This window comes from [Micrococcus luteus] ATCC 49442 (assembly GCF_010367585.1).
Lineage (GTDB): Bacteria > Actinomycetota > Actinomycetes > Actinomycetales > Micrococcaceae > Arthrobacter > Arthrobacter luteus_A.
Window position 1 is genome coordinate 3647110 of record NZ_JAAAXP010000001.1, and the last position, 25349, is coordinate 3672458.

25 protein-coding genes are annotated in these 25349 nt (G+C 68.1%); 18 read left to right on the forward strand and 7 right to left on the reverse strand.

Annotated elements, in window-relative coordinates; translation table 11 throughout:
- The first annotated feature begins 45 nt into the window (after positions 1–45).
- The 3 genes from GUV69_RS16580 (at position 46) to GUV69_RS16590 (ending at position 2203) form a co-directional block, all read left to right on the forward strand.
- Positions 46–726 (forward strand): protein tyrosine phosphatase, encoded by a 681-nt coding sequence (locus GUV69_RS16580; protein WP_164204398.1) that lies wholly within the window; start codon positions 46–48, stop codon positions 724–726.
- Between the two features lie 93 nt (positions 727–819).
- On the forward strand, positions 820–1398 hold the full coding sequence (locus GUV69_RS16585; RefSeq protein ID WP_164206673.1) for an RNA polymerase sigma factor: 579 nt from the start codon (positions 820–822) through the stop codon (positions 1396–1398).
- Complete coding sequence (locus tag GUV69_RS16590) at positions 1391–2203, forward strand: hypothetical protein (RefSeq protein ID WP_164204400.1); 813 nt, start codon at positions 1391–1393, stop codon at positions 2201–2203. Before GUV69_RS16585 ends, GUV69_RS16590 begins: the two co-directional genes overlap by 8 nt.
- A gap of 18 nt (positions 2204–2221) precedes the next feature.
- Here the strand turns inward: GUV69_RS16590 and GUV69_RS16595 are convergent, their stop codons facing one another.
- Entirely contained in the window at positions 2222–2752 is a 531-nt protein-coding gene (locus GUV69_RS16595; protein ID WP_164204402.1) for a COG4315 family predicted lipoprotein, read from the reverse strand.
- Positions 2753–2978: 226 nt separating this feature from the next.
- Here GUV69_RS16595 and GUV69_RS16600 point away from each other — a divergent pair, with 226 nt between their 5' ends.
- Both GUV69_RS16600 and GUV69_RS16605 read left to right on the forward strand, forming a co-directional pair.
- On the forward strand, positions 2979–3479 hold the full coding sequence (locus GUV69_RS16600; protein ID WP_164204404.1) for a sigma-70 family RNA polymerase sigma factor: 501 nt from the start codon (positions 2979–2981) through the stop codon (positions 3477–3479).
- Entirely contained in the window at positions 3476–4141 is a 666-nt protein-coding gene (locus GUV69_RS16605) for an anti-sigma factor family protein (RefSeq protein ID WP_164204406.1), read from the forward strand. Before GUV69_RS16600 ends, GUV69_RS16605 begins: the two co-directional genes overlap by 4 nt.
- A gap of 37 nt (positions 4142–4178) precedes the next feature.
- Here the strand turns inward: GUV69_RS16605 and GUV69_RS16610 are convergent, their stop codons facing one another.
- Complete coding sequence (locus GUV69_RS16610; RefSeq protein WP_244292755.1) at positions 4179–4997, reverse strand: DUF1206 domain-containing protein; 819 nt, start codon at positions 4995–4997, stop codon at positions 4179–4181.
- Between the two features lie 269 nt (positions 4998–5266).
- Here GUV69_RS16610 and GUV69_RS16615 point away from each other — a divergent pair, with 269 nt between their 5' ends.
- Together GUV69_RS16615 and GUV69_RS16620 are read left to right on the forward strand one after the other, a co-directional pair.
- Entirely contained in the window at positions 5267–6841 is a 1575-nt protein-coding gene (locus tag GUV69_RS16615; RefSeq protein ID WP_164204410.1) for a hypothetical protein, read from the forward strand.
- A gap of 43 nt (positions 6842–6884) precedes the next feature.
- On the forward strand, positions 6885–7331 hold the full coding sequence (locus tag GUV69_RS16620) for a hypothetical protein (protein WP_164204412.1): 447 nt from the start codon (positions 6885–6887) through the stop codon (positions 7329–7331).
- A 71-nt stretch (positions 7332–7402) separates the two neighbouring features.
- Here the strand turns inward: GUV69_RS16620 and trmB are convergent, their stop codons facing one another.
- On the reverse strand, positions 7403–8326 hold the full coding sequence (gene trmB, locus GUV69_RS16625) for a tRNA (guanosine(46)-N7)-methyltransferase TrmB (protein ID WP_164204414.1): 924 nt from the start codon (positions 8324–8326) through the stop codon (positions 7403–7405).
- 137 nt (positions 8327–8463) lie between these two features.
- On the opposite strand from trmB, the gene GUV69_RS16630 reads away from it, so the two are divergent.
- The 10 genes from GUV69_RS16630 (at position 8464) to GUV69_RS16675 (ending at position 19679) form a co-directional block, all read left to right on the forward strand.
- On the forward strand, positions 8464–9762 hold the full coding sequence (locus GUV69_RS16630) for an MFS transporter (RefSeq protein ID WP_164204417.1): 1299 nt from the start codon (positions 8464–8466) through the stop codon (positions 9760–9762).
- Positions 9763–10121: 359 nt separating this feature from the next.
- On the forward strand, positions 10122–11318 hold the full coding sequence (locus tag GUV69_RS16635; RefSeq protein ID WP_244292757.1) for a substrate-binding domain-containing protein: 1197 nt from the start codon (positions 10122–10124) through the stop codon (positions 11316–11318).
- 83 nt (positions 11319–11401) lie between these two features.
- On the forward strand, positions 11402–12166 hold the full coding sequence (locus GUV69_RS16640) for an ABC transporter ATP-binding protein (RefSeq protein WP_164204419.1): 765 nt from the start codon (positions 11402–11404) through the stop codon (positions 12164–12166).
- A complete protein-coding gene (locus tag GUV69_RS16645) occupies positions 12163–12978 on the forward strand; it encodes an ABC transporter ATP-binding protein (RefSeq protein ID WP_164204421.1) in 816 nt (271 codons plus the stop codon). The genes GUV69_RS16640 and GUV69_RS16645 overlap by 4 nt, the downstream gene beginning before the upstream one ends.
- On the forward strand, positions 12975–13850 hold the full coding sequence (locus tag GUV69_RS16650; protein WP_164204423.1) for a branched-chain amino acid ABC transporter permease: 876 nt from the start codon (positions 12975–12977) through the stop codon (positions 13848–13850). The genes GUV69_RS16645 and GUV69_RS16650 overlap by 4 nt, the downstream gene beginning before the upstream one ends.
- A 119-nt stretch (positions 13851–13969) precedes the next feature.
- The gene (locus GUV69_RS16655) at positions 13970–15037 is read left to right on the forward strand and encodes a branched-chain amino acid ABC transporter permease (protein WP_164206678.1); all 1068 of its coding nucleotides are present in this window, start codon (positions 13970–13972) and stop codon (positions 15035–15037) included.
- Positions 15034–16641: a class I adenylate-forming enzyme family protein gene (locus GUV69_RS16660; protein WP_164204425.1), complete on the forward strand. Its 1608-nt coding sequence runs from the start codon at positions 15034–15036 to the stop codon at positions 16639–16641. Before GUV69_RS16655 ends, GUV69_RS16660 begins: the two co-directional genes overlap by 4 nt.
- Positions 16638–17297, forward strand: coding sequence for a TetR/AcrR family transcriptional regulator (locus tag GUV69_RS16665; protein ID WP_164204427.1), 660 nt, complete (start codon positions 16638–16640; stop codon positions 17295–17297). The genes GUV69_RS16660 and GUV69_RS16665 overlap by 4 nt, the downstream gene beginning before the upstream one ends.
- Entirely contained in the window at positions 17294–18199 is a 906-nt protein-coding gene (locus GUV69_RS16670; RefSeq protein ID WP_164204429.1) for an alpha/beta hydrolase, read from the forward strand. The genes GUV69_RS16665 and GUV69_RS16670 overlap by 4 nt, the downstream gene beginning before the upstream one ends.
- Before the next feature lie 106 nt (positions 18200–18305).
- On the forward strand, positions 18306–19679 hold the full coding sequence (locus GUV69_RS16675) for an MFS transporter (protein WP_164204431.1): 1374 nt from the start codon (positions 18306–18308) through the stop codon (positions 19677–19679).
- On the opposite strand, the gene GUV69_RS16680 is transcribed toward GUV69_RS16675, so the two are convergent.
- Entirely contained in the window at positions 19672–20397 is a 726-nt protein-coding gene (locus tag GUV69_RS16680; RefSeq protein WP_164204433.1) for an SAM-dependent methyltransferase, read from the reverse strand. The genes GUV69_RS16675 and GUV69_RS16680 overlap by 8 nt on opposite strands.
- A 419-nt stretch (positions 20398–20816) precedes the next feature.
- Here GUV69_RS16680 and GUV69_RS16685 point away from each other — a divergent pair, with 419 nt between their 5' ends.
- Complete coding sequence (locus GUV69_RS16685) at positions 20817–22760, forward strand: DEAD/DEAH box helicase (protein WP_164204435.1); 1944 nt, start codon at positions 20817–20819, stop codon at positions 22758–22760.
- A gap of 96 nt (positions 22761–22856) precedes the next feature.
- Here GUV69_RS16685 and GUV69_RS16690 read toward each other — a convergent pair whose 3' ends face one another.
- From GUV69_RS16690 to GUV69_RS16700, 3 genes are all read right to left on the reverse strand, one after another.
- Positions 22857–23507, reverse strand: coding sequence for an MBL fold metallo-hydrolase (locus tag GUV69_RS16690; protein WP_164204437.1), 651 nt, complete (start codon positions 23505–23507; stop codon positions 22857–22859).
- Positions 23508–23532: 25 nt separating this feature from the next.
- Entirely contained in the window at positions 23533–24528 is a 996-nt protein-coding gene (locus tag GUV69_RS16695) for an aldo/keto reductase (protein ID WP_164204438.1), read from the reverse strand.
- 158 nt (positions 24529–24686) lie between these two features.
- Positions 24687–25340 carry a nucleoside/nucleotide kinase family protein gene (locus tag GUV69_RS16700; protein ID WP_164204440.1) on the reverse strand — a complete coding sequence of 218 codons (654 nt, stop codon included), beginning with the start codon at positions 25338–25340 and terminating at the stop codon, positions 24687–24689.
- Positions 25341–25349 lie beyond the last annotated feature (9 nt).

The window sequence follows — 25349 nt, forward strand, 5'->3', positions numbered from 1 at the left end:
CGGGAACCCGATCTGAATTGTTCTCTAGCTTTTGGAGTGTCTTTTATGTCGTTGTTCACTGTTCTCGCCACCAGCAAAGTCGCCGCCGGAGTTCTCGCCGCAGGCACCCTGGCCGTCGGTGGAACCGGCGTCGCAGCTGTTTCCGGAGCCCTTCCCACCGAAGCGCAGCAGACTGCCCACGAACTGCTCGGCGCTCCCGCCCCGAAGCTTGCCAGCGAGGCCGCTGCTGAGGCCGCCGGTACCGCCGCCGGCTCCGCAGACGTTGCCGCCGACGCTGCGGCTGACGTTTCCGCCGATTCTTCCGCTGACGCCGCTGTGTCCGGGGACGAGGTTGCCGCCGAGGCCAACGTCTCCGCTGCCGCCGAAACTGCCGTGGACGCCGCCGGCGCAGCAGCTTTCGGCCTGTGCACCGCCTTCACGAACGGCGGACTGAACGCCTCCTCCGAGGGCTTCTCCTCGCTGGTCATCGCCGCTGAAGGCGAAGCCAACATTAAGCCGTTCTGCACCGACGTCGTGGCCGAGGGTGCCGCTGCCGCCGACGCCACTGCCGCCGCCGAGGGTTCGGCCGCCGTCAACGCCGAGCGCCCCGAGCTGCCCGCAGTCCCCGCTGTTCCGGCCGTTCCGGGTATCGACGGCGAGCCTGCAGTTCCCGCTGTTCCTGCAGGTCCGGCCGTGCCCGCCGTGCCCGGTGACGTAGTGGACGTTCCCGCCGTTTCGGGCCGCTAGGACCCCCTCGGCTAGTCTGGACTGCGGGAAGCGCCCCTTAAGGCAAGGCTTCCCGCAGTCCAGGACGCCGGGATGCAGCAGTCCACCGCCCGGATGGAGGAGCCATTGGTGCTAGACACTCTGGCTGAAGAAGACATCGACATATTTGCAGACACAGCCGGCACTGACCCGGCGGTGCTCTTCGGCGTTGTCTACCGCACCTTCTCCGGAGCTGTCCTGGGCTACCTCAAAGCCCGCGGTGTGGACGACGCCGAGGCCGTCACGCAGGACGTTTTCCTGGCAGTCTTCCCCAAGATCGGGGACCTGACCGGCGGCCTGCCGGGCGCCAAATCACTGGTGTTCTCCGTCGCCCACGCCCGCATGGTTGATTACTACCGGCGGGTGGAACGCAGGCCGGACTTCACCCCCTACGATCCGTCGCAGGACGGGCGCAGCACGGCCTCCGCGGAGGACCACGCCCTTGGCCACGACGGCGGCGCGGCCAACCTCCTCGACGGCCTCGCCGACGACCACCGCGAAGTCCTGGCCCTCCGGGTCGTGGCCGATCTGTCCATCGAACAGGTGGCCGGCATCATGGGCAAGTCCCATGGCGCCATCAAGCAGCTCCAACGCCGGGCGCTGCAAAACCTCAAGGACCAGACCCTCAGAAGAAACCAGGCAGACCATGAGTGACACCGCAGGTCCCCGCAACGACCGGACAGTCGAAAGCCTGTTGCGCGACGCCGGGTTCGACGACGACGCCGTGCTCCGTGACGCGCTCCAGGACCTCCGCGGCCTGGCCGGCGGACAGCCCGAGCCCTCCGCCGCAGTGGCCGCGTTGATGGTCCCGGCCGGCGGCCAGTCCGCGGACCGGGCTGCAACGCGCCAGCTCGCCGCTGTGCCTGCAACGCGCCACCTGGCCGCTGTGCCTGCACTTGCCGTCGAGGCTGAAGAAACCCCTGCCACTCCGTCGGCAACGCCACCCTCCGATGAGCTGGCAGCCCGCCGCCGCACGAAGCGCCGGATCACCCTCACCACGTTGTCCGTGGCCGTCTCGCTGGCCGCAGGCGGCGCTGTAGCCGTTGCCTCGGATCAGGGGATCAGGGACTCCATCGGCCAGGTCAACCAGGCGGTCAGTTCCTTCGTCGCCGGTGTGGGCGGCGGGTCTGCACCCGCGCCCGTGGACTCCCCGGTCCCTTTGCCGGCCCAGCCTGGCGCCCCGGCCACTGTGCCGGCCGCACCAGCTGCCCCGGAACCTGTGCCGGCCGCGCCGGGATCAGGCTCCAGCCGGCTCCCGCAGCAGGCTCCCGACCAGCCGGGCAAGGCGGGCCAGCAGGGCTCAGCCCCCGCAGTGCCCCTCCCTGACCTGCCCGTCCCGGACAACCTGGCGCCCGGCCTCCCCGGCGTGCCGGACGCGCCGCCGAACCGCGAGGGACAGCCCCCAGCGCTGCCCCTGCCGTCCGCCCCTCCAGTCCAGCTCCCCGGTGTCCAGCAGTAAGTGCTGCGGGCAGGAGCCTTAGCCTGCCGTCCTGATCATTTCCCCGGCCGGGTCCGACAGGAACCAGACGCCGCCCACGCCCTGACCTGTAACGTCGCCGGGACTCTTGTCCTTCTCGTAGTAGTACAGCGGCAGTCCGTTCAACGTCAGCTGCTTTGCGCCATCCGGCGTCGTTATGGTGCCCGGCGTGCCCGTGACGCCTTCAGCCGACGGCGCCGCGGCCGTGCTGAGGACCGGCGGCCACGCCGTCAGGCATGCCCCCGTGCAGGCGCTGGCGCCGGAATCCTTCACGTCCTTCGTGAAGAAGTAGACGCTCATTCCGTTGGCGTCCACCACGATGGTGCCTGCGGTGGTGGCCGCCGTTTTGAGGTCGACGGCGGCAGCTGCAGTTGTGGAGCTGGTGGTAGGGGCTGCGGATGTCGCCACGGGACTGGTGGCTGACGCCGTGGGTGCCGGTGTTGTTGTGGTGGTGCCGGGGCTGCCCGCGCAGCCCGCCAGCGCGGCCATGAGCGCCATGGCGGCAAGACTCGTGCCCGGATGCTTGTTCATGGAATGCTCCTCGGCTGGGCCCGGCGTCGGATCACCGGACGCTAACCCGTACGACGCCTCAGGGTGAAGAATGGTTCAAGGGGCGGCCCCCCCTGTTTTGCGGCGCCCCTTAAAGCGGCCCTTCCGCCGTAGCCGGTTCCGGTGAACCATTTCCGTGCGGAGGACGTCGTATCAGCCGGAAGGCAGAGGGCCCGCCGGGCCAGGGACCGGGGACAGGAGACGCGGTATGCCGCTGGACGAGGACGTGGTGGCCGCGATCTACCGTGATCACGGCCCCGCCCTGCGCCGGTTTGTCCTTAGTGCCTCCCGCGATCCCCAGTTCGCGGAGGATGTGGTCCAGGAGACGGTCCTTCGCGTCTGGCAGCAGGCACCGGAGATTACGGGCAGCCTGCGCAGCTACCTGTTCCGGACGGCACGCAACATCATGATCGATAACTACCGCAAGGCCCAGCGGCGGCCCGCCGAGGCAATGCAACGCGAATTCGCCGATCCCGCGGAAGCGGTTGAGCGGGTGGACGAGCTGCTCAACCGCGTGCTGATGGAGGAAGCCCTGCTCCGGCTCAGCAGCGAACACCGCGACGTGCTGGTGGCACTCCACTACCGCCGTTTCACAGTCAACGAGGCCGCTGTGCAACTGAACATTCCCAGCGGAACCGTGAAATCGCGGGCGTACTACGCGGTCCGGGCGCTGCGGACCATCCTGGACGAGATGGGGGTGGAGCGGTGAACGCCGCTGAACTGCACCAGCTGCTGGGCGCGTACGTGCTGGGCGGACTCGACCCCGCTGATGTGCAGCGTTTCGAAGCCCATCTCGGCGAGTGTGCCGGCTGCCGGGCAGAACTCTCCGAGCTGGAAAGCCTGCCCGCCCTGCTCGACGCGCTTCCCGTGCCGGACGCCGTGGGACTCACCGGGACGGCCCGCCCCGGGGCCGCAACGCAGCCGGCCACCTCCGTGGCGCGCACGCTGCTCTCGGAACTGGCCGCCCGCCGTCGTACATCACGACGGCGGTGGGCGGCGCTGGTGGGCGCCGTCGCCGTCGCATGCCTCGCGTTGGGTGTGGCAGCGGGACCGCTGCTGAACCGGCCGCCGCAGCCGGATGCCAGCTACTCGGTCCAGGCCGATAGCGGCCTGCGGTTTAGTGTGGACCTGGCCCGGAAAAACTGGGGCACGGAGCTGGCGGTGAACGGCAGCAGCATGCCGTTGGACGGCACGTATTCGCTGTGGGTGCGGGACCGGGCCGGCGGGGGGGACCGTGCTTGTGCGTGGGCCGCCACGCCCAGCGGACGGATCAGGGTCACCGGGGCAACACCGGTCCAACTGGCCAGCATCGCCAGCGTGGAACTGCGCGACGACGATGAACAGACCGTCGCCGTGATCACGGTGCCGTAGCTCCGCCCGCCGGATGACCGGCGGGCGGAGTCCCGGGTCATTGGTTCATTTTGGCAAGGCGGGCCCTGACCACCATGTACACGCCATAAAAGATCAGGCCCGCTCCCACAGCGGCCAGCAGATACACACCGAAAGGCTGGTCACGAAGGGCCCTGAGCCCGCCGTCCAGGCCGGTGGATTCCTCCGGATGGGCGCGCAGTGCAGCGATGGCGATCAGCAGGCCCGACAGCAGCAGGACAACGCCCTTTGCCACGTAGCCCACCACACCCAGGACGGTGACGGCCTTCCGGGCCGAGGGGGAGGCCGGCATGGTCAGGTGTTTCTCAAAGGACTTCTTGAAGCCCCTGATCGCGTAGATCACTCCGGTGACCGCGATGCCCGCGCCTACGAGGACCAGCAGCGCCACGCCGCCGGGCGCCTTCATCACCGCGGCAGTAAAGTCGCTCGCGGACTTCTGGTTATCTGCGCCGGATCCCGTGCCCATGGCGAAGTTGGCCAACGTCAGGGCCAGACCGGCAAACACCAGCGCCTGAGCTGCGGCCTTGGCCTTCTTGCCGGCCTTTTCCTTTGTTGGGAGCCGGTTGTAGTCGAAGATGGCATCGCTGGCCTGCCACACGGCAAGGGCGGCGCAGGCGGCGAAGCTTGCCCAGAGGAGGAACGGCCCGGCAGGCTGGCTGGCCAGTTCCGAGACAGCCCCGCTGAAGTCTGCATTTCCCGAACCGCCCATTGCCAGGCGGATGGCGATTGCCCCCAGCAGAAAATGCAGGACGCCGCTCGCCGCAAACCCCGCCCGGGCCAGTAACTCAAACGTGTGTGAGTTGGTGACGTCCTCGGCCGCGTTTGCGGCCTGTCTCAATTCTCTTTTGATGGTGCTTCCTTTGGCCGGCGCCGGGGAGGCGCAATTGCGCGCCCCCCGCACAAACCCCATCGTGCCACGCAATCCCGGCCCCGAACAGTCCCGCCTTCCACCGGCGGATCTGACCCGCGGGCAACAGTGGTATTCGCGCCCTGGCCTGCGCATTCATGACGAATGATGGGGAGTGTTCCCCATCGCCGGGGCGTGGCCGGCGTGCGACCATATGTGCAGCGATAAACCCATTCGTATTACTCTCCGGGGGAGAAACCATGACTTTTTACGGCGCTGACGTTAACCAGCTGCGCGAGCTGGCGAGGGCCGTTGACAAGGCGGCCACACTGCTCAGCAGCCGGGCCGGCTCGCTGCAGGGCCAGATCCAGTCTGCGCCGTGGAAGGGCATGGACGGCGCACAGTTCCGGCAGGACTGGACCGGCAGCCACCGCCCCGCCCTGGAACGGGTGGCACAGAGCCTCCGCCATAACTCAAAGTTGCTTCTCCAGCACGCCGACGAGCAGGAAAAGGCCTCCGACGCGTCCGGCGGCGGGGGCAGCTTCCTGGACACGCTCAGGGGCCTCGGCGGCCGCGCGCAAACGTGGCTTGAGCAGCAGATGCAGGCGATTGCCGCGGCCAAGGCGCACCGCCAGGAGCTGGAACAAGGCCTGAGTGACATGCTCAAGGCCAGCCCGGAGGAACAGGCCACGTGGTGGGCCGGCCTGTCGGAGGCGGACCGGCAGTACCTGATTGAAGCTGACAGCGGAAACGGGGCCCTCGCCGAAGACCTGATGAGGATGGACGGCGGCATCCCCCTTTCGGCCCAGGACCAGGCCGAGGCACACCTCAGGGAAATGGCCCGGACAGAGACCGCCATCTACACCGAGACCGGCAAGGCCTCCGTTGACGGCCGTGTTGCCTGGTTCCATGCCGGCGCGGAAGTCGGCACCGTGGTGGTTGAGAACGCCGATGGTTCAGCCACGTTGAAGGTGTACGCCAACGGCGGCGTGGGTGTGAATGATCCCTCCGGAACGGCCGGCGTCACGCTCAACGGGGAAGGCTCCACCGAGTTCAAGTTCGGCAGTGTTGAAGAGGCTATAGCCGCCCGGGACCAGATGTACAGGGAACTTCCCCCGGACGATCTCGGTGATGTGAAGGACATGGCCAGCAACGCGCCCATCTACATTGCGGCCACCGTCGCGGATGCCGCGAACGACAACGGCACAACGGGCGCTGAAAGCAAGCTCAAGGGAACCATGTCCTTTGAAGCCGAGGGTGAATCCGGCCCGGCCTCCGGCTCTGCGAAGCTGGACCTCGCCTACGAGCGGAACCTGACCGACGGCACCGCAACCGCCAGCGGCGAGGTGTCCGCGCAGGGCAAGCTGGACCTCGATGGCCAGATTTTCCAGGCCTCAGGCAAGGGCGGCCTGGAAGTAAACCTGGACAAGGACAGCAAGATTGAGTCGATCGGGGTGTCAATGGACGGCACGGTGGCGCAGGGCGCAAGCGCCGGACCGGATCTGAAGGGCGCCAAGCTGGAGTCGAACGTGACCGTGGGCGCGCAGGGCAGCGTCAAAATCAACGTGGAGTACTCGCCGGAGAACAAGCCCCTGATCGATAGCTACATGCGCAATGTGGCCACGGGGAACGACCTCGCAGCCGCCGCAGACGCCGCCAAACTGTACGAGGCAGGCTCTGCCACCGTCCAGGTGAACAACGTGGTGACCGTGTCCAACGAGGCAGGGGTGGACTTCAAGGCGGGCGAGGTGGAGTTCAAGACAGAGAACCAGGTATCCACCAATGTGTCCACGTACTATAAGGTCGCCAATGACTCGAAGCTCGAGCGGCTCTAACGTCCCCGTGCCTGAACCCAAGACTTACCGCTAAGGAGCACCCATGTCAGTGCACATCGAATCCCCGCTGGGGTTTACGGCAGACTTTCCCGAGCACACCCAGGTCCTCGAGGACTCCGCCGCGGGGCCGAATACCGAGCAGTACGGCCTCCTGGGCGGCATCCTCGTCACCGTCATCAAGGACGACACCTCCGTTGCAGACGCGCCGCAGGCCAACGGCTGGGCGCACCTCATGTCAGATTTTTACCTGGAGGAACGGGCCGGGACCGTCCTCACCGAGGGCGAACTGAACCTCCCAGGCAAAGCCGCGTACGGGGTCCTGGTGGGCTACACGGACCCTGCCGGCACAGCGCGGGTGGCAGCCACGGTGGGCGTCTGGGAGAACAAACGGTTCATCGGCGTTGTGGTGATCTGGCCGTACGTGAACCCGGAGATCGAACCACGCGTGGACATGCTGAAGGAAATCGTCTCGTCCATCAGCGTGGCCTGACCCAACTAGGTAGCAGTAAGTGTCGTTTTGACCGCTCAAAACGACACTTACTGCTACCTACATGGAGAAGCTCAGTGCCGGCGGTAGCAGAGGTCGAAGATCAGCCGGCCGGCCTCGTGGGCTTTGGCTTCAAAGCTGGTGCGGATCCTGCCCTCGAAACGCGGCGCCCAGCCGCCGGTTTCGTCCACGCCCTCGTTGGGGCCGGTGTGTTCGGTGCTGACCGGCGCCCGGCCCTCACGGACGGGTGCGCCGCCCACCAGGGACTCGACGCCGGACTGCCACACCTGGGTCAGCGGGCTTTCCGGCCCGTGGCGCTCGCCGGTGTGGAGGTTCTCGAAGTCCGGCGAATCCGCCAGGACGTCGCGGACGTGGACCGCGTAGTTGGACCAGTCGGTGGCAATCCGCCACAGGCCGCCGGGCTCAAGGGCCCGCGCGGCCAGAGCGGCAAACTCGGGCTGGATGAGGCGCCGCTTGTGGTGCCGTGACTTGTGCCAGGGGTCCGGGAAGAACACCCACAGTTCGCTGACCGATCCGGCCGGCAGCATGGTGGCGAGGACCTCGGGCGCGTTGGCTTCCACCACGCGGACGTTCTTCAGCCCGCGGCTGTTGATCTTGATGATGGTGTTGGCAAGCCCCGGGGTGTAAACCTCCACGGCCAGGAAATCCGTGTCCGGATTCTCCTCGGCTGCATGGCAGATGGCATCACCCAGCCCGGACCCGATCTCCACGATCAGCGGTGCCTTCCGGCCAAACTCCGCCTCGGCGTCGAACGTGTACTCCGGGTGGACAGACGTGTTGGCAATGTGCCGCGGCACGTCGACGGCCCACCGGTCCGCATGCTCTTCCCACGCCGTCTGGCGGCGCCCCTGCAGCCGCGTTCCGCGGCGGACGAAGCTGACAGGCCTGCCGCCGTAGGTGCCGAAGGACGCCTGGGTTCCGGGAGTTACGGGCCGCGGGACATGCGGAGGCTGGGGGGTTTCTGGGGATTCGCTCATCCCTTCCAGAATAGAGGAGTTTTTGTCCGGACAACCGGGCTTCGCGGCGCCTCAGCCGGCACTAGGCGGACAAAATATCCACGGCGACAGACGGGCGGGCACGCGTCGTCACCGTGCTTAGTCTGTCGCCTGACAGAATGGGTGCCGTGACCCGTGCTGACAACGTTGACGTACCCGGACTGCTCGTCGACGCCGAAATCGACGACCTTCCCGCACCAGGACCAACCGTGCTCCCGGCCGGTCGGCCCAGCCGCCGCGCCCTCGTTTACCTGGGCCTGTGCCTGGTGCTTATCGGCCTGAACCTGCGCACGGTTTTTTCCAGTTTCGCGGCGGTACTCCCGGAGGTCACGTCCGACGCCGGCCTGCCGGGCTGGGCGGTGGTTGTCCTCACCACCGTGCCCGTGACGCTTTTGGGCGTCTTCGCGCCGCTGGCCCCTTTGCTGGCCCGCCGTTTTGGCGCGGAACGCGTGCTGCTGGGCGCGATGGCGGTACTCACGGCCGGGCTGCTGCTCCGGCCCGCGGACCTTGGTGGGCTGGTGCCGGGTGCAGGCCACCTCCCTGCGCTCCTGCTGGGAACGGCAGCATGCGGTGCCGCCATCGCCCTTTGCAACGTGCTGCTCCCGGGGCTGGTGAAGCGCGACTTCCCGCACCGGCTGGGCCTTATGGGCGGGCTCTACACCACCGCCATCTGCGCCTCCGCCGCCCTCGGTGCCGGCTTTACCTACCCGGTCTTCACGGCGACGGGGGAGTGGACGGCGGGGCTGTGGTTCTGGGCGGCGCCCGCCGCCGTCGTGCTTTTGCTCTTCCTCCCGGTGGCGCTCCGGCAGCACCCCGTCCGGCACCATGCCGTCGCCGACGGCGTCAACGTGTGGCGCTCCGCGGTCGCCTGGCAGGTGACCATCTTTATGGTGCTGCAGGCCATGATGTCCTTCAGCGTGTTTGCGTGGCTGGCGCCCATCCTGCGTGAACGCGGCGTGGACGGCGGGACCGCCGGCCTGATGGTGTCCATTTCCATCGTGCTCCAGATGCTTGGCTCGCTGTTCGCGCCGGCGCTGGCTGCACGGTTCAGGGACCAGCGGGCCATCAATGTGGTGGTCGCCCTGATGACCGGGGGCGGCTTCGCGTTGAGCATCTTCGGGCCCCTGGAGCTGATCTGGGTCTGGACCGGGCTGCTGGGCCTGGGCCAGGGGAGCCTGACGGCGGTGGCCTTGACCATGATCATGCTGCGGACCCGCGACGGCCACACCGCAGCGCACCTGTCCGGGATGATGCAGGGCGTGGGCTACGGCGTGGGCTCCACCGGAACGCTGATGGTGGGCCAGCTGCACCAGGCCACGGGCTCCTTCACGGCCGCCGGCCTGCTGTTCCTCGTGGTGGGCTCGCTGGCGGCAGTGTTCGGCTACCGCGCAGGCCGGAACCGGTACATCGGCGGCTAGCGCCCCACCTGCCTCCGCGCCCACCAACCCCCAACCCTGGCGCCCACCCCCACCCCCAGGACGCTCTCTCACTTAATGCGGGTTTTCGGCCATCGCTCTCTCACTTTCTTGAAGAAAGTGAGAGAGCGTCCGGGTTAAAGCGACATTAAGTGAGAGAGCGTCCCGGTGGTAGGGGGCGCCGGGGGCGGTTGGTTGCCGGAACGTTGCAAAGCCGGCCTGAGAATCCATTGACACCTCCTGAGCTGCACCCTAGATTTGCCGTAACGTGAATCACCTTTCAGGTTCACTCGAGATTCTTATCGCACCCACTGCTCAGACCCGCTTCTCGCATCCAGCGGGTTCTCAACGAAAGGCATCCCGTGAAGGATACAAAGAGGTTCCTGCTCGCCGCCGTGATGGTCGCGGGGCTTGCCCTCAGCGCCTGCGCTCCCACCCCCGGCGCCGCCACCCCGGCTGAGTCCGGCAGCACCACGGCCGCCGAGCCGGTTGATGTTGGCATCATCTACTCCAAGACCGGTCCGCTTGCCGCCTACGGCGCCACCTACTACGAGGGCCTGCAGGCAGGCATCGATCACGCCACCGGTGGCACCGGCGAGGTGAACGGAGCCAAAATCAACCTGACCTACGCGGACGACGGCGGTGACCCGGACAAGGCGGTCACGGCAGCCAAGGACCTGATCGGCAAGGGCTACAAGATCATCGGCGGCACCGTGGTCTCGGGCATCGCGCTGAAGCTTGCCGAGCAGGCAGTGCAGAACAAGGTCCTCTACATTTCCGGGCCCGCCGCCACCGACGCCATCCAGGGCATCAACAAATACACGTTCCGCTCCGGCCGCCAGAGCCTGCAGGACGTGGCCACCGCCGGCTCCTTCATCGACACCAACGGCAAGAAGGTGGTGGTCTTTGCCCAGGACAACGCGTTTGGCCAGGGCAACGTTGCCGCCGTCAAGGCGGTCCTCGGAGCCAAGGGCGCCACGGTGGAGTCCGTCCTTGTCCCGGACGGACAGGAACTGACCCCCTTCGCCCGCCAGCTCGTTGACGCCAAGCCGGACATGGTCTTTGTGGCCTGGGCAGGCGCAACTTCGGGCACCATGTGGCAGACCCTCAGCCAGCAGGGCGCCTTCGACGTCGCCCCGGTGGTCACGGGCCTCGGCGACGCGTCCACGTTCGGCGCGTACGGGGAAGCCACCGGCAAGATCAGCTTCCTGAACCACTACTTCCCGGGCGCCGCCGGCAACGAGGTGGAGAAGAAGATGATTGCCGCCGTCGAAAAGGCCGGCCAGAAGGCTGATCTCTTCACCCCGGACGGCTTCGTGGCCGGACAGATGATTGTCCAGGCCATCAAGGAGGGCGGCTCTGACGCCGACGCGATGGTGAAGGCACTGGAAGGCTTCAGCTTCGATGGCCCCAAGGGCAAGCAGACCGTCCGCGCCTCGGACCACGCCCTGATTCAGGACATGTACCAGGTAAAGCTCGTGCAGAAGGACGGCGCTTTCAGCCCCGAACTCGTGAAGGTGGTTTCGGGCGAGGCCGTTGCGCCGCCCGAAAAGAAGTAGCCGAGGGTGCAGCGCTGTCGAACCGGCAGCGCTGCGCACCTCCCAGCGAACCCCAGTTCCAGCCACACACGAAGGATCCAACGATGGATACCCCAGCCCTGCCCGCCCTCGCGGTGGACGGCCTCGGCCTGCAGATCGGCGGCGCCCGCATCCTCCAGGATGTGAGTTTCGCGGTCGGCGCCGGCGAAATGATCGGCGTCATCGGCCCCAACGGTGCCGGCAAAACCACCCTGTTCAACCTGATTTCCGGGGTGATGCGGCCTACCGACGGCAGCATCAGCCTGAACGGCAGGGACATCACGGCAGCACCCATCCACCGCAGGGCCAAAGCCGGGCTGGGGCGGACCTTCCAGACCTCCAACCTGTTCCCCCGCCTCAGCGTGCTGGAGAACGTCCGGCTCGCCGCGCAGGCCAAGATCGGCGGCAGCCTCAACCTCCTGCGCTTCCCGTCCGCAACGGATGAAGCCACCCGGATCGCCCGCGGCACCATCAGCGAAGTGGGGCTTACCGGCCAGCTCACGACGGCGGCCGGTGACCTTTCGCACGGCGAGAAGCGCAAGGTGGAAATCGCCGTACTCCTGGCGACCGATCCCGCGGTCGTCCTCCTGGACGAACCGATGGCGGGCGTCGCGTCCGGGGACGTTCCGTCCCTCACCGCGATCATCCGCGGCATGCACCGCGACCGCGGCTGCACCGTGATGATGGTGGAGCACCACATGGACGTGGTGCTGGGCCTCGTGGACCGGGTGGCTGTGATGCACCACGGCAGCCTGCTCGCGCTCGATAGTCCGGATGCCGTGATGGCCGATCCCACCGTGCAAAGCGCCTACCTTGGAGAACCCGTATGACCCCCGGACCGGCCCAGAGCCCTATCCCCAACGGCCCTATCCCCAACGGCGCCGTTCCAAGGCCCATCCTTAGAATCGAAGGACTCAACGCCCACATCGCCGGCCAGCAGGTGGTGGAGGACGTGTCCTTCACCGTCCCGGCCACCGGCATCACCGCCCTGCTGGGCCGCAACGGTGTAGGCAAGACCAGCACCATCAAAGCCATCATCGGGCTGATCGACCGCAGCGGTGTGGTGGAACTCGACGGCGTCCGCGTCGAAAAGGAACCGACGTACAAGATCATCCGCAGCGGCGTGGGCTACGTCCCCGAGGACCGCGAAGTGTTTTCCAAGCTCACCGTGGCCGAGAACCTGCGCCTGGCCGAACGCGACGCCGCACCCCGGCGGCAACTCGTGGAGGAACTCTTCCCGGACCTCCTGGCCCGCTCCGGCCAGATGGCCGGCACCCTGTCCGGCGGCCAGCAGCAGATGGTGTCCCTGGCACGGGCGCTCCTGAACACCAACAAAATCCTCCTCGTTGACGAACCCACCAAGGGCCTGGCACCAAAGATCGTGGCCGAAGTGGCCGAAACCCTCGCGGAGGCTGCCAAGACTGTCCCGATCCTCCTGGTGGAACAGAACCTGCAGGTGGTCCGCCAGCTCGCGGAAGGCGCCGTGGTCCTCTCCGGCGGCCGCGTAGTTCATACCGGGAACGCCCTGGAATTCCTCGACGACGACGGGCTGACGCACCGGCTGCTGGGGGTTTCCACGGAAACGGCGCACACCGGGACCGCAGCACCCGCGGCGGCAACCGAGAAGGGAGCGGCCCTGTGAGTACCGTTGTCCTCCTGCTCTTCACCGGCCTTGGCCTGGGCGCACTGTACTTCCTGGTGGCTGCCGGCCTGTCCCTGATCTACGGGCTGATGGGCGTGCTGAACTTTGCCCACGGCGCGTTCCTCACGCTCGGCGCCTTCACAGGCTGGGAAATCGCCCGCAGAACCGGCGCGGACAACTGGTGGACGTTCCTGCTGTCGCTGCTGGTGGGGGCCGTGGCCGGGGCCGTGTTCGCCGCGTTCACCGAGTTCGTCCTCATCCGCCGGCTCTACCAGCGGCACATCGAACAGGTCCTGATCACGGTGGGCCTCTCGCTCGCCGCGGTGGCCCTGTTCGACGGCATCTGGGGCACCGATCCCGTGTTCATCCAGGGACCCGCCTGGTTCAAGGAGACCACCGAAATCCTTGGCGCCCGCATCCCCAACGACCGCTTCATCTGCATCATCGCAGCCGTCCTGGTGCTGCTGGCCCTGGTGTTCTTCCTCAAGAACACCCGCTACGGCATGATCATCCGGGCCGGCGTGGAGAACCGGTCCATGGTGACGGCCCTTGGCATTGATGTCCGCAAGGCCTTCACTCTCGTGTTCACCATCGGCGGCGCCGCGGCGGGGCTCGGCGGGGTCCTCGCCTCGCACTACTTCGGCTACGTCTCCCCGCTGCTGGGCGGCTCGCTGCTCATCTTCGCCTTCATTGTCACCGTGATCGGCGGCCTGGGGTCCCTGACCGGCGCGGCCATCGCAGCGGTGGCCGTCGCCGTCCTGCAGCAGTTCGCCAACTTCTACCTCGGCGGCACCGGCGACTTCGTTGTGGTGCTGGCCCTGGCGCTTGTGCTGCTGTTCCGTCCCTCCGGCCTGCTCGGGAGAACCTCATGACCACCGAAACCGACGCCACAGAAACCCAGGATACGCAGGGTGCATCCCCGCACCCGGCGGGGTCCCGCCGCACGGCGAACGACGGCGGTGGCTCGCGCAGGCGCTTCACCCGCGGCAAAATGGTGGGCGCCGCCGTCGGAATCGCGGGGATTGTCCTGCTGGTCCTTCTCCCGCTGCTTAACCTGTCATTGCCCGGCGTGCTGCCGGGGCCCACCTACACCCCGGGATCCCTGCAGCTGCTGGCCATGTGTATGCTGATGGCCGCTGCCGCCCTGACGTACCACCTGCTGCTGGGCGTCGCCGGGCTGCTGTCCTTCGGCCACGCCCTGTATTTCGGCGCCGGCGTCTACGGACTGGCGATCATCCTGCAGAACCTCGATATCCCGCTGCTGCCGGCCATGGGCCTGACCCTGCTGGTGGTGATTGTGCTGGCCCATGTGGTGGGCAGCATCAGCCTGCGGGTCAGCGGCATCCCGTTCGCCATGGTCACGCTGGCCTTCGCCCAGGCGGGGTCGGTGGTGGTGGGCCGCAACCCGGAAGGTGCCACCGGCGGCGACGAAGGCCTTACCCTCCGGACCGACAACCTGCCGGACTTCCTGGTGGGCGTGGTCAATACCCGCAACCTCTACTGGCTGGCGCTGGCCGTGCTGGTGGCTGTGTTCATCATCGTCACGTGGGTCCAGTCCTCCCGCGCCGGCCACGTGGCGGCAGCCGTCCGCGAGAACGAGCTCCGCGTCCGGGTGCTCGGCCTGCAGCCTTATCTGGTCAAACTGCTGATCTTTGTGGTCTCCGCCGTCCTGGTCTGCATCATCGGCATGGTCTTCCTGCTGCTGCAGAGCGGCGCCGTGCCCCGGGCCGTGTCGGCGGACCTCACCATCACCCTGCTGGTCATGGTGGTGCTGGGCGGCGTGGGCTCCCGCTGGGGCGCGGTGATCGGCGGCGTTTTCTACACCATCCTGGACCAGCGGCTCACCACGCTCGCGAACTCGGACGCCATCGATGCGCTGCCGGACATCCTGCGCGTACCGTTGTCAGAACCGCTGTTTATCCTGGGCACCCTGTTCATCCTGGTGGTGCTCTTCCTGCCCGGCGGCCTCACGGGCACTGCCCAGCGGCTGGCCCGGCGCCGCACCCGGCGCGGCGACCGCGTGCAGAAGTCCCGCGACATCCTGGAGGAGGCAGCATGACCGGCACGCCGGGCCCGGCAGACGGACTGCATACCCTGGGCCGCTGGACCACTGACCGCAGCCTGGCCACCCCCAACCGGATCGCGATCGATGACCGCGGCCTTACTCTGAGCTACGCCGAGCTGGAACGCCGGGCAGCCAAGCTCGCGGCAGCCCTGCACGCCGCCGGGTATGTCACCGGTGACAGGATCGCCACCCTGACCGGGAACAGCTCGGACCACGTGGTGGTGTTCTTCGCCTGCGCCAAGGCCGGACTGGTCCTGGTGCCGCTGTCCTGGCGGCTCTCGCCGCGCGAACTCTCCGCCCAGCTCGGACTCGCGGACCCGCAGCTGCTGCTGGTCGAAGATGACCTGGACGCCCTGGCGGCCGCGGCCTGCTCCCTGTTGCCCCAACCGCCGCGGACAGCGGCGCCGGGACCCGGCGGCGTCGAAAAATCCGTGCCCGCCCCCTCCCGGGTGCTCCCCGGCGCGGAAGCCGTCCCCGCTGCCGCGGGGCTGCGGAGCCCAGTGCGCGACGACGACGCCCTCCTGATGGTTTTCACCTCCGGTACCGAGGGGGCCAGCAAAGCCGCCGTCCTGACCCACGCCAACTGCTTCTGGACCAACCTGGCGCTGTCCCGGACCCTGGACATGGCGAGCACCGATGTGGTGCTGGCGGTGCTGCCCCAGTTCCATGTGGGCGGGTGGAACATCCAGCCGCTGCTGGCGTGGTGGGCCGGCGCCACTGTGGTCCTGGAGCGGGGTTTCGAACCGGGCCGGGTGCTGCAGCTGATCGCCGAGCGCCGTGTCACCATGCTGATGGGCGTCCCCACGCAGTACCTGATGCTGGCCGAGCACCCGGACTTCGCGCAGACCGATCTCGGCAGCCTGCGCCATGCCGTGGTGGGCGGGGCGCCAATGCCGGCGCCGCTGCTGCGGATCTGGCACCGCCGCGGGGTTGCACTGAGCCAGGGATACGGCCTGACCGAGGCCTCGCCCAACGTGCTGTGCCTGGCCAACGAGGACGCCGAACGGATGGTGGGCTACTCCGGCAAGCCGTATCCGCACGTCGCGGTGGCCGTCGCTGATCCTGTCACCGGTGAAATCTACGACGGCGCCGCCACGGGCGAACTCTTGGTGGGCGGCCCCGGGGTCTTCGCGGGCTACTTCCGGGACCCTGCCGCCACGGCTGCCGTCCTTGCCGATGGCTGGCTCCGCACCGGCGACCTGGTGGAACGCGACGCCGACGGGTACATCAGGGTGGTGGACCGGCTGAAGGACATCTACATTTCCGGCGGCGAAAACGTTGCCCCGGCCGAAGTTGAGGCCGTGCTGCTGGCGCATCCCGCGGTAGCCCAGGCCGCCGTCGTCGGTGTACCGGACGAACGCTGGGGCGAAAGCGGAGCGGCCTTTGTGGTGGTGCGGGCCGGGATGGCCACCGACGAGCAGGAACTGCTGGAACACTGCGCTGCCCAGCTGTCCGCCTTCAAAGTCCCCGCCAGGATCTCGATGGTGGGAGCGCTGCCCCGCACGGCGCTGAACAAGGTGCTGCGCGCCAGGCTGCGGCAGGAACTCACCGAACACACACGGGCACAAACCACCTACGCGGAAGGAAGCCGGCCATGAGCGCCCAGCCACGCACGGCACGCGGCACCCGCACCCGGGCCAAGCTGCTCGAGGCAGCCGAAACGGTGTTCGCTTCGGTGGGCTACCACGAAGCCTCCATCGTCAAAATCACGGAAGAGGCCAGCGTCGGACTGGGTACTTTCTACCTGTACTTCGACGGCAAGCAGGCCATTTTCGACGAAGTGGTGGAGGACCTCAACCGGCGGGTCCGGCACGCCATGACAGAGGCCGCCCGCAGCGGCAGCACCCGGCTTGAGGCCGAGCGGGCCGGCTTCCGGGCGTTCTTCCGGTTCACGGCGCAGCATCCGGCGCTCTACCGGATCATCCGCCAGGCCGAGTTCGTTTCCCCCGGCGCCCTGAGGCTGCACTACACCCGGATTGTGGAGGGCTACATCGCCGGGCTGAAGGCCGCCCAGCTTACTGGCGAGGTCCGGGAGATGGATCCCACCGTGGCGGCCTGGGCCCTGATGGGGATCGGCGAACTCATCGGCATGCGCTGGGTGCTGTGGGACGAGGAAGGCGCCGACCCCCTCCCGGGGGCGCGCCCGGACGTGCCGGAGGACGTCTTCGAAGAAATGATGCAGTTCATCGAGCGGGCCCTCGCGCCCAGGCCCGCCCCGCCCATCTCCGCCCCGAACGAAGGGAATGCCCCATGACGCGAGCAGCCAGCAGCACCGGGTACCGGACCACCGACGTCGAGGTCCGCGGCGGCACCCTGCACACCGCCCTCTGGGGCCCCGACGATCCGCAGGCACCCACCATCCTTGCCGTCCACGGCGTGACGGCGTCGCACAAGGCGTGGCCGTACCTGGCCGAAGCACTGCCGGGCGTCCGGATCATCGCCCCGGATCTGAGGGGCCGCGGCCGCAGCAACTCCCTGCCCGGCCCCTACGGCATGCCCACCCACGCCGGGGACCTGGCCGCGGTGCTTGGTGCGCTCACGACGGGACCGGTGGTCGTCGTCGGGCATTCCATGGGCGCCTTTGCCGCCCTGGTCCTGGCCAACCTGTTTCCGGACCGGGTGCAATCGCTGGTGCTGGTGGACGGCGGGCTGCCGTTGCAGGTGCCGGCCGGAATTTCGGACGAGGACGTGGTATCGGCGGTGCTGGGACCGGCCGCCGAACGCCTGAACTCCACGTTCCCCAGCCGCGAGGTCTACCGGACCTTCTGGCGGCAGCACCCCGCGTTCAGCGCTGACTGGACCCCGCTGGTGGAGGAGTACGTCGACTACGACCTGACCGGGGAGGAGCCCGACCTGAAGCCTGCCACCCGCTACCAGGCCATGGCTGAGGACACCGCCGAACTGCACCGGGGAGCATCGCTGCTGAAAGCACTGGACGAGCTGGCCGTTGATACCCAGGTGCTTCGCGCGCCGCGCGGCCTGCTCAACGAACCGGCCGCCCTCTATGCACCCGGCTACCTGGAGGGCTGGGCGGAAAAACTGCCGTCCCTCCGCATCCGCGAGGTGCCCGACGTCAACCACTACACCATCGTGATGGGCCAGGCCGGCGCCCGCGCCGTGGCCAACAGCGTCCAGGAAGCGCTCGCCATCCGGTAGCTGGCGGGTTGCCAAACGCCAGTCCGGCACCTGGCGGGTTGCCAAACGCCGGCCGGGCACCGGCCTGATACGGTGGCGTCCACAACAAGAAGATCAGGCTGGTGCCGTGCGAGATTCCACCCTCCCCTCAACAGAGGCCACCGCCGGGATCCTGCAGCGGCCGTACCTGTGGGTGACCATCGGCGCGTGCTCGCTGGTGTTTCTCGCGGCGTTCGAATCCCTCGCCGTCACCACCATCATGCCCGTGGTCAGCCGCGAACTGGACGGTGCCAGCCTGTATGCGCTGGCCTTCGCCGGGCCGCTGGCCACCGGAGTGATCGGTATGGTGGCGGCCGGGAACTGGTCTGACCGCCGCGGGCCAAGAGTCCCGCTCTACGCCTCGGTGGCCCTGTTCGTACTCGGCCTGATCATCGCGGGCACTGCGCTGTCCATGCCCATGCTGGTCACAGGGCGCCTGGTGCAGGGCCTCGGCGGCGGTGCGCTGACTGTCGCGCTGTACGTGGTGGTGGCCCGTGTCTATCCCGCAGCCCTCCATCCGGGAATCTTCGCTGCGTTTTCCGCCGCGTGGGTGGTCCCGTCCCTGGTGGGGCCGTTCGCGGCCGGCATCGTGGCGGAGGTCCTGAGCTGGCACTGGGTGTTCCTCGGCGTGGTGGGGCTAGTGGTTCCCGCGCTGGTGATGATCGTTCCGGTGCTCCGCGGCATGGACCCGCCGGCGGTGCAGCACACGCCGCCGCCGTGGGCAGTGGGCCGGATTGCCTGGGCTGCGCTGGCCGCGCTCGCCGTCCTGGGCCTGAACCTTTCCGCCGACGTCACCATCGCCGGCGCCCCCGCCGCGCCCGCACTCCTGGCAGCGGCCGCCGTCGTCATTGCCCTTGTTGCCGTGCGCCCGCTGGTGCCGCGCGGAACACTGCTTGCGCGCCGCGGCCTGCCCAGTGTGATCCTGACGCGCGGCCTGGCCGGCGCCGCCTTCTTCGGGGCCGAGGTGTACCTGCCGTACCTGCTGATCGAGGAGTATGCCTTCCCGCCCGCCTTTGCGGGACTGGCGCTCACCATCGGAGCGGTGGCGTGGGCCGGCGCCGCCGCCATCCAGGGCCGCCTCGGCACCCGGCTCCCGCACCGCAGGGCAGTGCGGATCGGAGCAGCGCTGGTGCTGGTGGCCATCGTCCTGGCACTGGCGACGGCGGCATTCCACCTGGTTGCCGCCGTCGCGATCATCGGCTGGACCATGGCCGGCGCTGGCATGGGGCTGCTCTACCCGCGGCTGAGCGTGATGACGCTGGCGCTGTCCAGCAAGGACAACGAAGGCTTCAACAGCTCGGCCATGTCCATCGCGGACTCCCTGGGCGGCGCGCTCGCGCTCGCCACCACGGGCATTGTGTTCACGGCATTTACGACGACGGCGGAATCGTTCGCGGGGGTCTTCGCACTGGCGGCGGTGGTCGCCGTCGCCGCGGTGGTGGTGGCGCCGCGGGTCAGGTAAGCCGGGTGGCCCTGAGCACGGTGTCGCCGATGACGGCTTCCTGTCCGTCCGGGCCGGTGACGACCCGGTCGCGCGTTGTGTTGACCTCCACCTGCCAGCCGGGGGAGGCAATGCCCAGCTCCTGCACAAGCTGCGCCGGCGTGTAAAACATCTCGTGGGCGGTGTGGGTTCCCCAGGGCGGCAGCCGGTCCGGATGATGCCCGACGACCAGCAGCGTGCCGCCGGGTTTGACCGCCGCAGCGGCCATCCGCAGCGGACCCTGCCAGACGAGGTTGGGGCCGTGCAGGAACTGGGAGGACACCAGATCGTAGGCCTCGCCGGGCTGCCACTCGTCCAGGTCGCACTGCTCCCAGCGGATGCGGCTGGGGATGGCGCCCGCCCCCTCGGCATGCACGCTTTCGCGGTCCAGGGCGGCTTTTTCGTGTGTTGCCGCCCGTTCCAGTGCGACGGCGGAGACGTCGACGGCGGTGACCGTCCACCCCTGCTGGGCCAGCCAGATGGCGTCGGCTCCTTCGCCGCAGCCCAGGTCAAGGGCCTTGCCCGGCCGCAGCCCGCCGCATTCCCGGACCAGTTGGGGGTTGGGTTTGCCGCTCCAGATCTGCGGCTTACTGCCGTATTTTTCGTCCCAGGCCTCAGCGGCAGTCTGCTGCCGCTGATCTCCTTCGCGGAGGTCGCCGTCGTGCGCTGAGTGGTGGTGGATGTCGCCCTGTTCAGTCATGTCCCAAGCCTGCCCCGGCCCGCCGTCGAAGGCAACGGTCCCGGCCCAGCGCACTCCCGGCCCAACTGGGTAGCAGCAGATGCTGTTATGGGGCCTCAAACCAGCATCTGCTGCTACCTACATGGGGTGGCGGGTGGGGACGAATCGGGGCTATGGGTGCGGGGATGCTATGCTTGTGAAACTTGATGTGCAGTGATGCCCGCTTGCTCCTTCGCCGGAGTCCCAACATTGGGAAGCGGGTTTTTTCATGTGAGAGGCACATCCTGCGTCGATGAACGCGTTCCATTTGGTCCCTGCAGCCGCCCTGAATTGGGCAGCAGCCCGGTTGATCACCTGACTTTTCTTCGGCGAAACCCTTGAGCCAACCGGCATCGGGGGCCGATATCCGCACGGATACCGCCTGAAAGACCTTGAAATATATGACTACTTTTGCTGCCCTCGGCACGCCCAAGGCCCTTGCCGAGACACTCACCGCCCAGGGAATTGTTGAGCCGTTCCCCATCCAGGTCAAGACCCTCCCGGACACCCTGGCCGGACGCGACGTCCTGGGCCGCGGCCGCACCGGCTCCGGCAAGACCATCGCTTTCGCCATCCCGCTTGTAGCACGACTCGCTGAGCGGGAAGCCAAGCACTTCCGCAAGCCGGGCCGCCCCATGGGCCTGGTCCTCGCACCGACCCGCGAGCTGGCCACACAGATCAACGCCACCATCGAGCCGATGGCCAAGGCCATGGGCCTGAACACCACCGTGATCTACGGCGGCATCTCCCAGGCCCGCCAGGAAAAGGCCCTGCGCGCCGGCGTCGACATCGTCATCGCCTGCCCCGGCCGCCTGGAGGACCTGATCCGCCAGCGCATCCTGACCCTCGAAGCCGTTGAGGTCACCGTCCTGGACGAGGCCGACCACATGGCCGATCTCGGCTTCCTGCCCGTGGTCAAGAAGCTCATGGACATGACCCCCAGCCAGGGCCAGCGCCTGCTCTTCTCCGCCACACTGGACAACGGCGTGGACAAGATCGTCCAGCGCTACCTGTCCAACCCGCTGACCCACTCCGTGGATGATCCGCAGGCCGCGGTGACCACCATGGAACACCACGTGCTGGTAGTGAACGACCAGACCGTCAAGAAGCAGCTGATCGTCGAGCTCGCCTCCGGTGCCGGCCGCCGCGTACTTTTCATGCGGACCAAGCACCACGCCCGCAAGCTCGCCAAGACCCTGACCGACGCCGGGATCCCCGCCGTCGATCTGCACGGCAACCTCTCGCAGAACGCCCGTGACCGCAACCTGGCCGAGTTCTCCTCCGGCGACGTCCGCGTCCTGGTGGCCACCGACGTCGCCGCCCGCGGCGTCCACGTGGACGACGTCGAACTGGTGATCCACGTGGATCCGCCCACAGAGCACAAGGCCTACCTGCACCGCTCAGGCCGTACCGCCCGCGCAGGTTCGGACGGCACCGTTGTGACGCTGACCCTCCCGGAGCAGCAGAGCGACGTCAAGAAGCTGATGAAGGCTGCCGGCGTCGAGGTTAACTTCGAGCGCGTCACCGCCAACTCCCCGCTGGTCGCTGACCTCGTGGGCGAAATGGCCGACAAGATCGATCCCCGCACCCGTGCGGCACTGCTGGCCACCAAGGCCAGCCAGCAGGGCGGCGGTAGCTCCACCGGCGCCAACGCCGAGCGCAAGCGCGCCCGCCGGAGTGGCCAGGCCGCTCCGACCGCGGGTGGCCGCGGCGGCCGCGGCGGACGTGGACGCGTCTCCGCCGAGGCTCCCCGCACCGATCTGCCCCGTGCAGAGCGCCGCGCCGTGGCTTACGAAGGCCGCACCGAGGCACGCGCAGCATTTGACCGCGTGGCAGAGCAGAACGAGGACCGCGCCATTGCGGCCGCCGCTGCTCGCCGCAACGCCCGCGGCACCACTGGTTCAACGCACCGCAACGACGTCCCCGGGGCAGGTGGCCGTGCATCGGCCGGCCGCGGTTCAGACGGACGCAGCTCTGAGGGCCGCACGGATTCCCGCATCACCCGCAGCGATGCTCCCCGCGGCGGAACCGGTCGTCCGGCTTCCTCCGGCCGTCCGGCGTCGTCCGGCGGCCAGCGTAACGGCCGTCCGGCAACGGGCCAGCGCGCAGCCGGCGCCCGCACCGCAGGTGCAGGGGCAGCTGGCCGGACCGGTGGGTCCGGCCAGCGCTCCGCAGGCGCGGGTGCAGCCAGCGGCGGCAACGCCGGCAACAAGGCTGTCTGGTCCTCCAACACCGGTGGTACGTCGGGTGGATCGTACGCAGGCAACGGCGGCAGCGGCCGTCCGGCCCGCAGCGGCCCCCGCCGCGCGTCAGCTCCGGCTTCGAACGAACGCCGCAGCCGCTAGGCCCCAACCGTTCTAAACACCATCGAGTGCTCCGTAACCGCCGTTTAGAAGGTTCATAACGGCAGTTACGGAGCACTCGATTGGTTGTTTACCGGCCTACCAGCCGCGGGCGCGCCACTCGTCAAGGTGCGGGCGTTCGGCGCCGAGGGTGGTGGGTTTCCCATGGCCCGGGTGCACCAGGGCGGCGTCCGGGTAAGCGTCGAACAGCCGCTCGCTGACGTCATTAATCAGCTGGGTGAACCGCTCGGGATCCTTCTGGGTGTTGCCCACGCCGCCGGGGAAGAGTGAATCCCCGGCGAAGATGTGCGCGGGCCCGGCAGGGTCCTGGTAGACAAACGCGATGGATCCCGGCGTGTGCCCGCGCAGGTGCACGGCGGTCAAGTCGAAGCCCTCGAAGTTGCCCACGTCGCCGTGACTGAGCAGCACGTCCACTCCTACTGGCAGCGCCTCGGCGTCGTCTGTTCCGGCAGCGGTGCGTGCTCCGGTTGCCTCCACAAGCTCCTTCAGCGCGCGGACGTGGTCCCAGTGCTGGTGCGTGGTGGCGATCAGTTTCAGCGCGGGCGTTGCCGTGGTGTCCGCGGCGGCGTCGCGCAGCAGGTGCCGGATGGCCGGAAAATCATCCGCGGCATCGATCAGCACCTGCGCGCCGCTGGCTTTGGCGGTCAGGAGATACACATTGTTGTCCATCTCGCTGACCGAAATCCGGCGGATGGTGATGTCCTGTAGGTCGTGAATGAGCGTGTCCATGGGCTTCAGTCTAGGCATGGCCCTGTTATTCGCGGCCTTGGGACACCCACGTGGGATCCGCCGAGCGGGAGCCGACGACGGCGTCCGCGGCCTGGTCCAGCGCCGCCAGTTGCGTCGGGGTAAAGGCAAGGGACAGGGCACCCAGGTTCTCGTCGATCCGGTGCGTTTTGCGCGTGCCGGGGATGGGAACGACGGGCAGGTTCAGGCGCTTCCCCTGTTCCAGCAGCCAGGCCAGGGCCACCTGCGCCGGTGTTGCGGAAAGCTCCGCAGCAACCGCCCGGACGGTGGCCACCACTGCCTGGTTTGCGTCGGCGGCATCCTCTGCGAAACGGGGGATCCGGCGTCGGAAGTCCTGCGCTCCGAGGCTGGACGCGTCAACGGTGCCGGTGAGGAATCCCCGGCCCAGCGGCGAATACGGCACAAAGCCCACGCCCAGGGCGGCCGCGGCCGGAACAACGTTGCGTTCCACGTCGCGGCTCCAGATGGACCACTCGCTCTGCACTGCGGCGATCGGATGTACCGCGTGGGCTTCGGCAAGCTCCTGCGCGGTCACCTCAGACAGGCCAAGGTGTTTGACCTTGCCCTGCTGTACCAGCCCCGCCATGGCCTCCACGGTTTCCACTATCGGAACGCGGAGGTCACGGCGGTGCATGTAGTACAGGTCGATCACGTCAGTGCCGAGCCGTTTCAGGCTGCGGTCCACGGCCTGCCGGATGTAGGCGGCGTCGCCCCGGATCTCCGTGTAGCCGTCCGTCGGCGTGCCAACGAGGGAGAACTTGGTGGCAAGCTGCACCTCGTCCCGCCGGTCCTTTAGCAGTTGCGCGATGAGTTCCTCGTTGCTGCCCCCGCCATAGATGTCCGCGGTGTCAATGAAGCTGACGCCGGCGTCCACGGCATGGTGCAGCGTTGTGAGGGCCTCCTGCGGATCAACCTCGCCATAGACCGGCGTGAGGGCCATGCCGCCGAAGCCGAGTTGGCTGACGTTGAGGCCGTCGCCGAGGTGTACCGATGGTCCAGTCATGAGTGTGCTCCGTTCGTTGGGGGCTCTTGAGGCGGTGCGTTTCCCAGCCAAGAACCCCGCCGTGTGCAGAGGTATTCCGCGCCCACCCATCCAGTGGCGAGGTCTCGGTGCCTTGGGCGACGCTTAGCGCCGAGATGTCGCCGCTCGATGAGAAAAACCTAGCCCCAGGGGATGATCCGGTCAGCTCCCTGGCGCATGGCGTCGATCAGCACGGCGTTGGCCTCATCGGGACCCGATGCCCAGGCTTGCGCGGCAGCCCGGTCCATCCCGAACTCCACGTGCCGGTCCGCCAGTCGGGCCAGCCGCAGGGCCGCAGGCGTGTCCATAAACCAGACCTCGTCCAGCTGGGCCCGGACCTGCTTCCACTCAGGAGTGTCCGCCAGCAGGTAGTTACCCTCGGTGATCACCAGGGGAACAGCCGCCGGGACGGCGATGGACGCGGCCACGGGCTCGTCAAGAGTCCGCCGAAACTCGGGAGCGTAGACCACCGACTCGTCCCGGCGCACCAACCGCTGCAACAGCGAAAGATACCCGCCGACGTCGAACGTGTCCATGGCGCCCTTGCGCTGCCGCAGCGGGGTTCCGTCGATGATCGCGTTGCCCAGGTGGAAGCCGTCCATGGGCACCACGACGGCCAGGTCCGGGCCGAACTCCTGCTGCAGCCGGGCCGCGAACGTGGACTTGCCGGAGCCCGGTGCGCCGGTGATGCCCAGCAGGATCCGGCGTCCGCCGTCAAGCTTACCGGCGTGCCCACCGCCGTCGAGCCGGTGCCTCAGCGCATCTATGGCCAGGGTGATTTCGGGGGAGTCCATGGCAAAAGC

What these genes read in the sequence shown, in the direction of transcription:
- GUV69_RS16665 (WP_164204427.1), top strand. Translation starts at nt 16,638, where the DNA reads ATGAGCGCCCAGCCACGCACGGCACGCGGCACCCGCACCCGGGCCAAG.
- GUV69_RS16645 (WP_164204421.1), top strand. Translation starts at nt 12,163, where the DNA reads ATGACCCCCGGACCGGCCCAGAGCCCTATCCCCAACGGCCCTATCCCC.
- GUV69_RS16580 (WP_164204398.1), top strand. Translation starts at nt 46, where the DNA reads ATGTCGTTGTTCACTGTTCTCGCCACCAGCAAAGTCGCCGCCGGAGTT.
- GUV69_RS16655 (WP_164206678.1), top strand. Translation starts at nt 13,970, where the DNA reads ATGGTGGGCGCCGCCGTCGGAATCGCGGGGATTGTCCTGCTGGTCCTT.
- GUV69_RS16670 (WP_164204429.1), top strand. Translation starts at nt 17,294, where the DNA reads ATGACGCGAGCAGCCAGCAGCACCGGGTACCGGACCACCGACGTCGAG.
- GUV69_RS16640 (WP_164204419.1), top strand. Translation starts at nt 11,402, where the DNA reads ATGGATACCCCAGCCCTGCCCGCCCTCGCGGTGGACGGCCTCGGCCTG.
- GUV69_RS16630 (WP_164204417.1), top strand. Translation starts at nt 8,464, where the DNA reads ATGGGTGCCGTGACCCGTGCTGACAACGTTGACGTACCCGGACTGCTC.
- GUV69_RS16660 (WP_164204425.1), top strand. Translation starts at nt 15,034, where the DNA reads ATGACCGGCACGCCGGGCCCGGCAGACGGACTGCATACCCTGGGCCGC.
- GUV69_RS16595 (WP_164204402.1), bottom strand. Translation starts at nt 2,752, where the DNA reads ATGAACAAGCATCCGGGCACGAGTCTTGCCGCCATGGCGCTCATGGCC.
- trmB (WP_164204414.1), bottom strand. Translation starts at nt 8,326, where the DNA reads ATGAGCGAATCCCCAGAAACCCCCCAGCCTCCGCATGTCCCGCGGCCC.
- GUV69_RS16615 (WP_164204410.1), top strand. Translation starts at nt 5,267, where the DNA reads ATGACTTTTTACGGCGCTGACGTTAACCAGCTGCGCGAGCTGGCGAGG.
- GUV69_RS16690 (WP_164204437.1), bottom strand. Translation starts at nt 23,507, where the DNA reads ATGGACACGCTCATTCACGACCTACAGGACATCACCATCCGCCGGATT.
- GUV69_RS16585 (WP_164206673.1), top strand. Translation starts at nt 820, where the DNA reads ATGGAGGAGCCATTGGTGCTAGACACTCTGGCTGAAGAAGACATCGAC.
- GUV69_RS16590 (WP_164204400.1), top strand. Translation starts at nt 1,391, where the DNA reads ATGAGTGACACCGCAGGTCCCCGCAACGACCGGACAGTCGAAAGCCTG.
- GUV69_RS16685 (WP_164204435.1), top strand. Translation starts at nt 20,817, where the DNA reads ATGACTACTTTTGCTGCCCTCGGCACGCCCAAGGCCCTTGCCGAGACA.
- GUV69_RS16680 (WP_164204433.1), bottom strand. Translation starts at nt 20,397, where the DNA reads ATGACTGAACAGGGCGACATCCACCACCACTCAGCGCACGACGGCGAC.
- GUV69_RS16600 (WP_164204404.1), top strand. Translation starts at nt 2,979, where the DNA reads ATGCCGCTGGACGAGGACGTGGTGGCCGCGATCTACCGTGATCACGGC.
- GUV69_RS16620 (WP_164204412.1), top strand. Translation starts at nt 6,885, where the DNA reads ATGTCAGTGCACATCGAATCCCCGCTGGGGTTTACGGCAGACTTTCCC.
- GUV69_RS16695 (WP_164204438.1), bottom strand. Translation starts at nt 24,528, where the DNA reads ATGACTGGACCATCGGTACACCTCGGCGACGGCCTCAACGTCAGCCAA.
- GUV69_RS16700 (WP_164204440.1), bottom strand. Translation starts at nt 25,340, where the DNA reads ATGGACTCCCCCGAAATCACCCTGGCCATAGATGCGCTGAGGCACCGG.